The following is a 13,830-nucleotide window of genomic DNA, read 5'->3' on the forward strand; positions in this document are numbered from 1 at the left end:
AGCATGTATGATGCATTTGTATACAATAGAAGATTTTACCCCTTGGTATGGCCGTTCAGATATTATAGCAAGAGAATTTTTTTGCAAAAATTAGGAAGGCGATAAATTGAAGGGAAGTCTGTGCAGAACAGCACACCGATTCATCAGTTTTAATCGAAAAGAATTGAAAAACGATGAAATTTGCGGTTGTTTTTATTGTTTAAAAATATTTCATCCTTCTAAAATGGTGCGATGATGAAAAGACTGCCATTTGCCCTTTTTACGGCACCGATTCAATGATCGAGCAAGTTCCGGTTATCCTATCACAAAAAGTTTTTGAACCGCATGTGTAAGAAATGGTTTTAGTCTATTAAATTATTTATCATTTGGAATGAATTAGAAAGTTGAGGAAATGAATTTGAAAATCGGAAAAATGGCTCGAATGTACTTTTAGACCGAGTAAGTGTCCTGTAATTTTTTTCTACAAGACTTTTTACATCATTTTAAACACCGTCATCTCAGAAGTAATGGAGATTTCGAAACGGCGCCAAGCGTTTTATATGAATTAACGAACATTTGTAAAACTAAACGGAAGCGATATTGTAAAGACAATAAGACCCTTTTTTTAGCAGCTCCACAAATAAGCGGGGGATGAGTTGTATTTGGAAAAGAAACAGCTTCTCCCATCATCGTTACAAAGAAAATTCCAAAAGATAAAAGCTTTGCTTCTTTGTCATACGTGTATGATTTCTTCAGAACTTTTTTAAAAATAATCTGAATGGATTGCGGCTGCACAAAGGCGCCGGAAGAGAACGGTGCAAATGTCTGTAACCGCCACCCATTATTTAGTAAATCCTGATTATTTCCTCATAATTTTTCTTCAGTTTTCCTGAAAAACACCGAACTCCATTTGTATTCAAGCAGAATCATTCCTCTTTTCATATGTCATCTTATATACGAGAATATTGAAGGGAAAAGTTGCAGTTATAGACGAAATACCGCTTCTTTCAATGAAAAAAGAAGGGTTTTCGGAAAATTTTGCGAATACTGGAAGAGAAATTTTTTTATGAAAGGATGTGCCTGTCTGTATGGAGAAGGAAAACGAAATATTACTGCATTTGCCAAGAGGGAAAAAGTCAATGTCAGATATTTCAGGCTACAGTTATATATCATTGCTGAGAAAAGGAAAAAAAGCTTCTGTTTATCGGGGGATACGCGATCGTGATCATCAATGCGTTTTGCTGAAAGTTTTAACATCACAATCCCCATCGATAATTGATCATGCATCTTTTTTGCACCAATATGACTTCTACTCGCAGCTGAAGATGAAGGAAATTGTGACGCCTATAGAAGTTGAGCAATTGGGGAACACGTATGCACTTGTTTACCGAGATCCTGGGGGAATGTTATTAAAAGAATATATCAAAATTCATCGTCCACGAATTAGCGAATTTCTTCAAATTTCTTTACAACTTGCAGAAAAATTAATCGTCCTTCACGAACAAAACATTTCCATCACTATACTAAGTCCAGCTCACATTTTCATTCATCCTGAAAAACTAGATGTGCAATTTTTTGATATTGGAGGAGCCGAAGAGGATGATGAAATTTACGATATTTATCATTCGCCGGAACAGAGCGCACAAATCAATCCATCCTCCAGCCATCTCAGCGATATTTATTCGCTTGGTGTCATTTTCTATGAACTATTAACTGGCCGTCTGCCTTTTGACGTTGACTCTGATTTTGAATGGATGCATGCTCATATGACAAAAAAGGTCATTCATCCGTCTGAAAGACGTCAAGATGTGCCGAATGTGGTTTCCGACATCGTTTTGAAAATGCTTGCAAAAGCACCTGAAGATCGTTATCAGTCGGTTTTCGGACTGAAAGAAGATATTTTCCATTGCTTAAAGATGCTGGAACAAAACGGAACAGTCCAATCATTTCAGATTGCCCGATACGACTTTTCTTCACAATTTCAAATTACAAGCAAGTTATACGGAAGGGAGAAAGAAATACAAAGCTTAATGGAAGAACTGAAAATGGTTCGATTTGGTTTGACGAAAATGGTGCTTATTTCAGGAAGCGCCGGAACAGGAAAAACAGCGCTTGTGAATGAAATTGAAAAGTTATGCGCAAAAGAAAATGGTTATTTTGTTTCCGCAAAATTTGATCAATTTCAGCGGGATATTCCATATGAACCGTTTATTCGCGGATTTCGTCAGCTGATTAATCAATTATTGGCGGAAAGCAGAGAAGAACTTCAACGTTGGAAAAGAGAGCTTCTTGAACATTTAGGTTCAGGAGCGGCGGTTATCACGGAGGTCATTCCTGAACTGGAACTGTTGATCGGCAAACAAGACGCTGTACCTTTATTGCCTTCTTCCCAATCGAAGCTTCGTTTTCATTGGGCATTCAGGCGTTTTATGCAAACATTTGCGAAAAAAAGCCATCCATTGTTATTCTTTTTAGATGATCTTCAATGGTGTGATACAGCATCGCTAGAATTGCTGCAATCCATACTGAACGATCCAGAGTTTGAAAGTTTGCTCATCATTGGGGCTTATCGCGATGATGAAATGAAAGAAGGACATCCTTTCTTAACGAAATTAAAAGAAATGAAAAGAAGCAAAGAAAATATTAGGGAATTTCCACTCGGCATGCTGAATGTTGATCATATTAACCAAATCATTGCGGAAACGTTGGGATGCAGCCCGGACGATGTTCGCGAGCTTGCCATTGTACTATATGAGAAAACAGCGGGAAACCCATTATTTTTTAAACAGCTTTTCCAAACAATATACGATGAAAAGTTTCTATGGTGCAACTTAAAAAGAGGAAAATGGGAATGGAATCTCAACAAAGTGAAGGAGCAGCCCGAATACGATGAAATGATCGGATTCATTGTCAGCAAAATTGAAAAACTGTCGCCGTTAACCCGAAAACTTATCTTGACAGCTTCCTGTCTTGGACATCGCTTCGATTTTCAGTTTTTGTCTTTTCTTCATGATGGAATCAATACGGAGAAAATGACCGACGCATTGTCCGAAGCAGTCCAGGAAGGGATGATAATCCAGGTTTCAGATCAAGGAAGGTATCAGTTCATTCATGACCGTGTCCAGCAAGCTGCCTATTCATTGCTTGATCAAAGGAAAAAACAAGAAATTCATTATAAAGCAGGTCAATTCCTCTTCAAAAGAACAAGTAAAGAAGAACATGAAAAGTTTTTTGAAATGATCAACCATCTTAACTTGGGCCGGAGGTTCATTCAACATCCCGAAAGAAAAGCAGATTTGGCTGAGCTCAATTGGTCGGCGGGTGAAAAAGCGAAAAACGCAGCGTTATTTGATCAAGCATTGAATTATTTTCAAACAGGGATTGAATTGCTACCCGAAAATTATTGGGAATCCTGTTATGAATTAAGTTACAAGCTTTTTTTAGGCAAAGGGGAAAGCGAATATTTAAATGGACTTTTTCGGGATTCGGAAAGGACATTTAACGAAATGTTAACATATGCCAAAACAAAGGAAGATCAATTAAAAGTCTACAATATGAAATCTTTGCTGTTTTCTCATCAACAGCAGTTTGAAAAAGCGGTTGAGGCAGGGTTAAAAGGCCTTCGATTGTTCGGATGGAAGCTCCCGCAGCATCCGGGCAAGTTTAAAGTGCTGCTCGAGATGATTTTAACAAAAACAGCGCTTAGAGGACGTTCGGCTGCTGATCTCACCGCTTTGCCGACGATGACAGATAGGAACAAACGTTTACTAATGGAGATTTTAATTAATTTGAACAGAGCCAGCTACCAGTATGATCAAAATCTAGTCAGCATTCTCATACTTCGGGCGCTCCGGCTTACATTACGACATGGAATGACTGATGTGTCCGCTCTTGCTTACAACAATTATGCATTATTTTTAAGCGCCGGGTTTCAAGATTATGAGGGAAGCTTTCAATTTGGACAGCTTGCTTTACACACAGCTACCCGATTTCAATCAAAACACCTAATGGGGCGGGTCGATTTCGTTTTTGGCACATTTGTGAACCACTGGAAAAAAACGATGGAGGACAATCTTTTTTATATTAAACGTTCACAAAAACATTGCGTTGAATCCGGCAACCTTCATCTGGCCGGGGAATCGAGCTCATTTCTGATCATTACAATGTTGATTAAGGGGGAACCGCTCAATCAGTTGTTAGTAGAAATTGAGAAGCAGCTAGAGTTTGTCTTGCAAATTAAATTGGAACATTCCATTAAGTTTTTAAAAGCGGTGAAATCTTGGCTGCAATGTCTCGTTCATCTTAATGCGAAATTTACTATGTATGAAGAAAGAGAAAATCTAGATGAATCATCGGTTATCGTTTATGATACCATTCAATTGAAAATCGCATTTTTGTTAAAAGAAGATGAGCTGGCATATCAACTGGCGGTCCGTCTTGAAAAACTTGTCAAAAAATCACTGTTGCTCATCATTTCGCCTGAATTTTACTTTTATCATAGTTTATTGTTAATCAGGCGTTGCGAACAGAAAGACAGGAAAAACATGAAAATAGTTAAAAAACAGCTGAAACGGGCTTTGAATCAATTTAAAAAATGGTCTGAGCATTGCCCTGACAATTTTCGACATAAACAGCAATTACTTTTGGCGGAATGGGACAGATTGCAAAAAAAAGAGACAGAAGCCATGAAATGGTATGATGAGGCAATTCATTCCGCAAAAACTTCTTCTGACATTCAGATTGAAGCACTCGCTAATGAATTGGCAGGGGACTTCTATGCCAAAAAAGGCATGCATCGCATTGCGCAAACATACTTACGTGAAGCGCATCGATGTTATCGGCTGTGGGGGGCGCACAACAAAGCGGAACAGCTGCAGCACGATTATCCTGAATTTACTTTGATTGAGGAAACAAATCAAACAAAAAACGATCATAAAAGCATGATAACGTGGGAAGGGACCAAACGAACAAAAGGTGAGGAACGGGGCTTGTCCGCCATCATTCAAGCAGCAGCCTCTTTGTCTGAGGACATGAACTTAGAGCAATTGCTCGGGAAATTATTAATGCTCATTGCCAGATTTAAAGGGGCTGAAAAGGTATGCTTCATCAGGCCAAATGGAAAAGAAACCGTTTTTTCGATTGAAAAAGTCATTTCCACACATGGCGAAACAAACGAAATGGATCAAAACGTTGGCGAAAACATTCCGATTTCTGTTATCCAGTATGTGCACCGTATAAAAGAAACGATAAAGCTCCAGGATGCAGTAAATGATTTTACTTTTTCAAAAGATCACTATATTCAAAAAAACAAAGTCAGGTCAGTGTTATGTTTTCCTGTCGTCCAACAAAAAACGGTCAAGGGGATCTTTTATTTAGAAAATAATCAGTTAAAAAACGCCTTTGAATCCGAGAATATGGAAGTGTTGACAACCATCGCATCACAGGCTGTCTATGTACTTGAACTGCTGTATTCATTTGGAAAAGAAACAAAAATCGCAGTCGAGAAAAAAGCAGAGACGATCAAGAATGAGTTGGTTGATCCGTTGACAGAACGCGAATTGGAAGTGTTAAACCTTGTTTCAATCGGCTTAACGAATAAAGAAATTGCAGAAAGACTTGGTTTGGCTGTCGGAACGGTAAAAGTCCACTTAAACAATATTTTCAGCAAATTGCAAGTAAATCGCAGAACAAAAGCAGTGGTCCAAGCAAAGGAGTTAAACTTGTTGTAAGAAATGAGCAAAAGTGGCTCATTTTTTTTTTTGCGAAATTTGCCCATCTATAACTTTTGATATATGACAATTTCAAGAAATCAATGTATTGTGTTTTCAGTGACAGATGGAAAGGAGGATGGAAACATGAACAATAAAGAATTGGAAGAACAACAAATATTGGATATAGAATGGGTTGAGCTTATATTAGAAGCTAAAAAACTCGGATTAACAGCTGATGAAATTCTTCATTTTTTACATAACAGTGAATTTTATAAATATTGGATGAAAAAAGATATATCTACAAAATAATTAAAATAAACTAGAGTATGCATCCATGAATATTTTTAACTGTCAATTTAAATCACTACTTTCAACAAGATGATAATACAGAACGTATTATTCTAATAAATGAAATTACATAAAGCATATGACTAAAAGCCAAGAAATGGTGGTACTGTTCATTTAGTAAATAGTTATGTACGTTTTGATCGAATGACAGGAGATGGATCGTGAAAAATGCCTAATATGCACTTATTCACACGTAAATACGAGTGACTTCATGAATTTGAAAATTGTTCAATTGTTTGGGCTGGCTATTACAAATGCAATGGACAACCCCATTTACGCTATAATCCCTTTTATAAAGAAATAAAAAGGGCCTTATGTGAGACAAAGGGAACAAACCCAAAGTCTAGGCAGAAGGAGTGTTCAGTTATATTAAAGGCATCGGTGCTTCAGCCGTTTTTCGCTAAGATTCTGGAAAAAGCGATATTGTGTTTTATCTAAAACGGCAAGGCTCACAACTTCCTAAAGATGGAAGGGAAATGCTCCTATTACTGTAAAAAACCACAGAAATTCATTGAAGAGTTCTGTGGTTTCATATTTTTTAAGGAGCTTTTAAAAAGAACCCGTTAACTAACGGCATTATGTCGAGTAGACATGAAATGGAGAATACTTCAAGTTTTCATTCAAACTCAATGTCCGGCCTTTTCCTCGTTGCAAAAGTCTCTTCAGAAAATATCCACAAAGTTCCGCAAATGCCGTTATCATCACAATTTGCTTTTCGTCTCTTGCTTGTTGGCCCATCCTTTGCAAAATACCTTGTTACAAGATGTGTTTTGTTAAAAAACATTTTCCCAAAATTTGAATGTCCGTCAGCAATTACGAATATGATAGAAAACGATATATGACATTTATCATATTCTGAATATGACATATATGACTTCACAGATCGATTTCCCTCTTATATGATTAGAAATATCAAATAAAGAAGGGAATCAAAAAATGACGAAACAAATGCAAAAAAATTTGAGAAAGCAAATGGCTCCTTATGAAAAACCTCACACTATGAATAGTGTTTGGCAGTTAGTCAATACAACTGTGCCGTTTTTTCTGTTATGGTTTTTAGCTTATCAAAGCTTATCCATTTCTTATGTTCTTACTTTCGCTATTTGCATGATCGCAGCTGGATTTTTAGTTCGACTTTTCATCATTTTCCATGATTGCTGTCACTATTCCTTTTTTAAAAACCGCCTTGCCAATAAAATTTTTGGAACAATAGCTGGTATTTTAACGTTGTTTCCGTACAGCAAATGGCAGCACAACCATTCAGTCCACCACGCAACCAGCTCAAATTTAGATAAGCGCGGAACAGGGGATATATGGGTTTTGACAGTTGATGAATATTTGTCAGCACCGCCTTTAACTAAATTCGCCTACAGGGTGTATCGAAATCCGTTCGTGATGTTTGGGCTAGGACCGATTTACGTTTTCCTTATTAAAAATCGGTTTAACAGAAAAAATGCGAGGTTAAAGGAACGCATCAACACATATATAACAAACATATCAATCGTTGCCTTAGTTGGACTGCTTGGTTGGACGATCGGATGGGAGCCGTTTCTTATCATTCAAGGCACAATCTTTTTCATTTCAGGCTCTTTAGGCATTTGGCTTTTTTACGTACAGCACACATTTGAAGATTCTTATTTTGAAGAAGATGAAAACTGGGAGTATGTGAAGGCAGCTGTTGAAGGGAGTTCATTCTATAAGCTTCCGAAACCGCTGCAATGGTTTACCGGAAACATCGGATTTCACCATGTGCATCATTTGAGCCCAAGGATACCCAATTATAAGCTGGAAGAGGCACACAATCAAACGTATCTTTTACAGAATGTACCAACCATCACTCTAGCGACAAGCTTAAAATCACTCCGATTCCGCTTATGGGATGAGCAAGCGAAAAAGTTTGTCGGGTTTAAAGACTTATCGAAAAAGAAGGAAAAAAAGCCGAAAGTCCATATTGAACCTGAATTGTAAAATCTTTAGAGAATAGCGGCAAAGTTTTGAAGACGCAGTGTACCTTTTTATGATAAGATAACATGTAAAACAAATTTATTTAAGAGGATTTGACCATGACAAAAAAGTATATGATCTTAGAGAAATTCTCGGGAATTTCTCCTTATATATGGAGCGTTTTTAGCATTTTGCCGTTTTATTTTATTTTTCAATCTTCCTCCACTAAGGAAATCATTGCAGGGATCGTGCTGACAATTATCTTTTTCTTTGTATATCGTTTAGCTTTTATTTCCAAAAAGTGGCCCGTCTACTTGTGGACGTCTATCTTGATTGGGATTTCCATCGCGATGACGATTCTTTTTCAATTTATCTATTTTGCCTTTTATATTGCTTACTATAACGGTCATATCAAAAACCGCATTGCTTTTTTAATATTGTACATCATTCACTTAGCTGCAACGACCATCTCGATCAACTATAACGTGGTTCTACAGGAAAAGTTATTCTTAAAACAATTGCCATTTGTCATCATCATTTGGATTAGCGTCATCCTTCTTCCATTCAACATTTATAATCGAAAAAAGCAAGGGCAGCTCGAAGAACAGCTCCAAGATGCCAACAAAAGAATTTCCGAGCTCGTGAAACAGGAGGAGCGCCAGCGAATTGCCCGCGACCTTCATGATGCGTTAGGCCAGAAGCTGTCCCTTATCGGTCTAAAAAGCGATTTGGCTAGAAAATTAATTTACAAAGACCCTGAACAAGCCCGCAGCGAATTAAAAGACGTTCAGCAAACGGCCAGAACTGCATTGAATGAAGTAAGGAAAATAGTTTCACAAATGCGCGGGGTTCGATTGAAAGAGGAAATCATACATATAAAACAACTACTCCAAGCAGCTGAAATCATGTTAGTCAGTAATGAAGAAGAATTCACACTATCAAACGTATCCCCGTTTATTGAGAACATTTTAAGTATGTGTTTGAAAGAAGCAGTAACAAATGTCGTCAAGCATAGCAAAGCTTTCACTTGCCGGATTGCCATTCAGCAATCTTGGAACGAAATATGTATGACGGTGCAAGACGACGGAATCGGCATGGAGGAGGAACGGGATCTTGCGAAAGGAAACGGACTGATCGGAATTAAAGAACGTCTGGAGTTTGTGAACGGCAGTCTGGAAATTTGCTCGGAAAAAGGGACTACATTAATCATGAAAATACCTAATGTAGTAAAACAGACCGTTAAGGAGGGACTCAAATCATGATTCGAATCGTCATAGCTGAAGACCAGCGTATGATGCTGGGCGCTTTAGGGACTTTGCTTAATTTGGAAGAGGATATGGAAGTGGTGGGGAAGGCGAGCAACGGAGAAGAAGCTGTTTCACTTGTGAAGCAATATCAGCCTGATGTTTGCATCATGGATATCGAAATGCCCAAAAAAAGTGGCCTCGAGGCAGCTGAAGAGCTGAAAGACCTGGAATGTAAAGTGATCATTTTAACAACGTTTGCCCGTACTGGTTATTTCCAACGGGCTTTAAAAGCTCGTGTCAGCGGCTATTTATTGAAAGACAGCCCCAGCGAGGAGCTGGCAAGCTCGATCCGCAGCATCATGGCAGGCCGGCGAATCTATGCACCCGAGCTGATGGATGATGTTTACAGTGAAGAAAATCCTCTCACGGAAAGGGAGAAGGAAATATTAGAACTCGTTGCCGATGGGAAAAACACAAAAAAAATCGCGGACGAACTGAAACTAAAAACCGGAACGGTCCGAAACTATATTTCAACGATTTTGGATAAGCTTGAGGTAACGAACCGGATCGAAGCGATAAAACAATCCAAAGAAAAGGGATGGTTTAAGTAGATGTGGAAAAATTTGTTTTTTAACGACAAAACCAACACATAAGGGACGGAACAGAAACCTTCCAGGGTGTTTAAAATGAACAGTACTGAACACTTTTTCCCCTAAACTCGATAAGTTCCTGAAAATATCCTCCTGAAATCATGAGATTCACGTTCCGCTTGCCAATGAACCATTCCCATCATTATTAACCATATTTAGGGTACCCTATTAGAATTTATACTTTTCTAGAGAAAACGATTTTTATATGATGCTTGTTTATGTGTTTTCAAGTATCTCGATCCAAAAACATCTCTTCGTGAGCGTCAAGTTTCCTAGTATATGGATTGTAGCATCCTATTGTTTTTCATAGATAGGTTTATTGCATAAGATCTGACATGTTTTTCGCGTTTCCCCGCTTTCTATTGCTTGATATTATCAACCATTGTACCAGCAAAGCCGCCAATACTAGACAACCTGCAGCGAACGGAAGGGAGGAAGGAGTTAATCCGGCAAGCAACACAATCCCTCCAAGAGCAGAACCTACCGCACTTCCTAAATAATTAGCGGAACTGTTTAAAGCGACAACAGCAGCGCCGTGATTAGGCTGCAAACGTAGCAGTTCATGTTGTTGCGGGGCTTGCGAAGCCCAGCCCATCGCCCCCCATAGAACAAAAGGCAAAAAGGATAGGATCGGAAAAGGGAGTGCAAATGGTATGCAGAACATAGCGAAAGCCATGATGGTTAAAATGCCGGCCATAAGCATTTTCGGTCTTGCTGTCCGGTCAATGAAATACCCAACGGAAAAGCTCCCGATGACGCCCCCAATGCCCCATGCCCACAAATAAGGTGCAAGGCTGGGGGTGTCTTTTAAGTTATCCAAAATGGTTGAAATATACGTATAGAGTCCCAAGCTGGCAATGCTTGTTATAAAAGTTACGCTGATGATTGCGGCAACTCGTCCGTTCGCCATTATGGCAAAACGATGCTGCATCGATGGCGGTGGAAACGAGATAATCCCTATCATAGCGACAAAACCTAATTCTCCTATTTATAAAAAGGGATAAGCTTGAATTCTATTACGAATATGTAAAATCGGTGTCTTCTTCATTGATCGTTTCAATTTTCCGACCTTCCTAATCTCGTTCGAATCATACGTTTATTTTAAGCAAACATCTTCAGTCCCTTTATCGTTTATAATAGAACAATACGGCGAACTGGAGGAAGTAATTGCATCTAAAAATAAAAAGCGTTGACTTTTAGAGCAATGTTTTGTAATATTGAGACCATAAATACCCATACATGTATATGTAAAATGATTAGTTTAAACCAAATTTACAACATTCGATAGGAGGAAGAAGGGAATATGACGGTAAAAACTATCACGGTAAAAGAAATTGCAAACAAAATCATTCGCGGGGAAGACTTGTTTATAGTCGATGTACGCAATCAAGAGGAGTATGCTGATTGGAGAATTGAAGGAAAGAACGTACAAGTTGTAAATATTCCTTATTTTGAAGTTCTTGACGGTGTGGATCCATTTCTTGAGCAATTGCCTAAAGAGAAAGAAAACGAAATTTATGTGGTCTGTGCCAAAGGAGCATTCCTGTTAGAAAGGTTTTCGGGGACTTGAAAGAAAAAAGTCCTCTTAGTATGATGCAGGGGTGTCAACAAACACCTAACATCAGACCAAGGAGGACTATACAATGAATTGTACACAAAATCGCAAAATTGAACAAGTCACCGACCAAACGTTAGTGATTGGAATGGACATTGCCAAACAAAAACATTATGCGTCAATGGTTGACGCACGAGGTCGGGTGCTGAAGAAGCCGTTTCCTGTGATTCAATCGAGATCCGGATTTGAACAGTTCTATGCGTCGATACAAGAAACGATGAAGGAATTTGGCAAAACCGAAGTCATCGTCGGAATCGAGCCGACCGGACATTACTGGTTGAACCTCGCCTACTTCCTCGAGGAAAAAGGGATCCCGTTGGTGATGGTCAACCCGATGCATGTCAAACGGTCAAAAGAGCTCGACGACAACTTGCCAACGAAGCATGATGCCAAAGATGCTCTTGTCATTGCGAAACTGGTTAAAGACGGACGCTTTAGCTATCCACGTATTCTCCATGAGGTGGAGGCGGAATTGCGGGCAGGAAGTACGTTTCGAGAGTCGTTGACAAAAGAGTTGAATGCCGTCCAAAATCAAATGATTCGTTGGCTCGATCGTTATTTTCCTGAGTTTGTGCAGGTGTTTCCGTCGTTTGGCAAAATGGCATTGGTGGTGTTAGAGAAAACGCCATTTCCGATGGACATTGCGAATCAGACGGTAGAGGGGCTAATGGAGCGTTATCGGCAAAGCGAGAGGCTAAAATGCCCACAGAAGCCGAAAGTGCAAAAGCTGTTAGAGGTGGCCTGCCATTCGATTGGGATAACGGAAGGACAACAGATGGCCCGTATAGAAATCGCCATGCTTGTCCGCCGATATCGCCAATTGGAACAAGAGATCGCAACCCTCACAGAAGAGTTGACGGCACTTGCTCAAACAACCGCCGAATACGAATGGCTCCAAACGATCCCAGGGCTAGGAGATGCGACGATCATTGAACTGTTATCGGAAATCGGAAGCTTTGCCCAGTATCAAGATCCGAGGCAACTCATCAAATTAGCGGGCTTGACACTGAAGGAGAACTCGTCAGGGCAACACAAGGGGCAAAAACGAATCTCGAAGCGAGGACGAAAACGGCTACGCGCCCTTTTATTTCGGGTGATGATGCCATTGATTCGCCATAATGAGGCTTTCCGTCAGTTGCACGAGTACTATACGACACGCCCAATCAACCCGTTACGTAAGAAGCAATCGATCGTCGTGTTATGTGGCAAGCTATTGAAAGTACTATACGCGGTTTGTGTGAAACAGCAAGCATTTGATGGGGAACGAATGATTCAAGATATCTTTTCCCAATACCAAGCGCAGGCAGCCTAGAGTCGCCACCTTTCGCAAAAAGAACTGTCTGAACAACCAGATGACACGGAGAAGCTGGCACGATTTCATCCATTCGACCTAGAGTCCCTTAAGGAGCTTAGCCGGCCTCTGCCTGGTGAAGAGACCGAACGAAGGAATGTTGGCACAAGGATGCCCAGAGACATGGGAGGGTTCGTCCTCATCAGTTGTGCAGAGATCCAAGGTGCGTCGCATACACATCCCCCCACTGGAGTAAAAAATACAAAAATATCCAGTGGCCGCGAAGCGCACCCATGGACTGTTAGATATCAACAAAAATTCAAAAGTATGTGATGAGTTTTGTCGAAAAATATTTTTTTGGCACCCCTAAGATGCCAAGAAACCTTGATATATCAACATTTCTAGAGGGAGGAAAAATATACTCGTTATCCAGTTATTGATGGCGATAAAGATCACGTTCTTGGACTTATTAATGTGAAAGAAGTGTTTACCGATCTTGTGACAAATCCATCCGAAGAAAAACAAATGAAAGATTATATCCGCCCAATCATTCAAGTGATTGAATCAATCGCGATCCATGATTTGCTTGTGAAAATGCAGAAAGAACGCATCCACATGGCCATTTTAGTCGATGAATATGGCGGTACGTCGGGACTTGTTACTGTCGAGGATATTTTAGAAGAAATTGTTGGAGAAATTCAAGATGAATTTGATGTAGATGAAATTCCGTTGATCCAAAAAATTGATGAAACACGTACGATTATCGACGGGAAAGTGCTGATTAGCGAAGTGAACGATTTGTTTGGCCTTTCCATTGATGATGAGGATGTCGATACGATTGGAGGATGGATTTTAACGAAGCATTATGATATTAAAGTAGGCGATAGCGTCGAAATCGACAATTACTTGTTTACGGTGAAGGAGATCGATGGTCACCACGTGAAGACGCTAGAAGTCGTGAAGCAGGAAAAAGAAGAGAGAGAAGCAGATAATGAACTCGGTGAAAAAGAGGAATTGCATTTATGAGGCAGACGTTTATAGGACG

At 39.5% G+C, this 13,830-nt stretch carries 8 protein-coding genes and 1 pseudogene; 8 read left to right on the forward strand and 1 reads right to left on the reverse strand.

Features of this window, described 5'->3' with window-relative positions:
* Positions 1-1,067: 1,067 nt before the first annotated feature.
* From NSS70_RS09945 to NSS70_RS09965, 5 genes are all read left to right on the forward strand, one after another.
* Positions 1,068-5,708 carry a helix-turn-helix transcriptional regulator gene (locus tag NSS70_RS09945; RefSeq protein WP_340881406.1) on the forward strand — a complete coding sequence of 1,547 codons (4,641 nt, stop codon included), beginning with the start codon at positions 1,068-1,070 and terminating at the stop codon, positions 5,706-5,708.
* A gap of 126 nt (positions 5,709-5,834) precedes the next feature.
* Complete coding sequence (locus NSS70_RS09950; protein WP_242009324.1) at positions 5,835-5,999, forward strand: anti-repressor SinI family protein; 165 nt, start codon at positions 5,835-5,837, stop codon at positions 5,997-5,999.
* 975 nt (positions 6,000-6,974) lie between these two features.
* Positions 6,975-8,006: a fatty acid desaturase gene (locus NSS70_RS09955; protein ID WP_340881407.1), complete on the forward strand. Its 1,032-nt coding sequence runs from the start codon at positions 6,975-6,977 to the stop codon at positions 8,004-8,006.
* A gap of 95 nt (positions 8,007-8,101) precedes the next feature.
* A complete protein-coding gene (locus tag NSS70_RS09960) occupies positions 8,102-9,244 on the forward strand; it encodes a sensor histidine kinase (RefSeq protein WP_340881409.1) in 1,143 nt (380 codons plus the stop codon).
* Positions 9,241-9,840 (forward strand): response regulator transcription factor, encoded by a 600-nt coding sequence (locus NSS70_RS09965; RefSeq protein ID WP_340881410.1) that lies wholly within the window; start codon positions 9,241-9,243, stop codon positions 9,838-9,840. The genes NSS70_RS09960 and NSS70_RS09965 overlap by 4 nt, the downstream gene beginning before the upstream one ends.
* Before the next feature lie 355 nt (positions 9,841-10,195).
* Here NSS70_RS09965 and NSS70_RS09970 read toward each other — a convergent pair whose 3' ends face one another.
* Entirely contained in the window at positions 10,196-10,843 is a 648-nt protein-coding gene (locus tag NSS70_RS09970) for a hypothetical protein (protein ID WP_340881412.1), read from the reverse strand.
* Between the two features lie 339 nt (positions 10,844-11,182).
* On the opposite strand from NSS70_RS09970, the gene NSS70_RS09975 reads away from it, so the two are divergent.
* From NSS70_RS09975 to NSS70_RS09985, 3 genes and pseudogenes are all read left to right on the forward strand, one after another.
* Complete coding sequence (locus NSS70_RS09975; RefSeq protein WP_094245743.1) at positions 11,183-11,449, forward strand: rhodanese-like domain-containing protein; 267 nt, start codon at positions 11,183-11,185, stop codon at positions 11,447-11,449.
* A gap of 73 nt (positions 11,450-11,522) precedes the next feature.
* Positions 11,523-12,806, forward strand: a complete 1,284-nt coding sequence (locus tag NSS70_RS09980) for an IS110 family transposase (RefSeq protein ID WP_340881413.1) — start codon at positions 11,523-11,525, stop codon at positions 12,804-12,806.
* 384 nt (positions 12,807-13,190) lie between these two features.
* Positions 13,191-13,811: pseudogene (locus NSS70_RS09985) on the forward strand (hemolysin family protein); the annotation flags it as partial.
* Between the last annotated feature and the right edge of the window lie 19 nt (positions 13,812-13,830).

The organism is Aeribacillus sp. FSL K6-2848, assembly GCF_038004325.1.
GTDB classification, from domain to species: Bacteria; Bacillota; Bacilli; order Bacillales; family Aeribacillaceae; genus Aeribacillus; species Aeribacillus composti.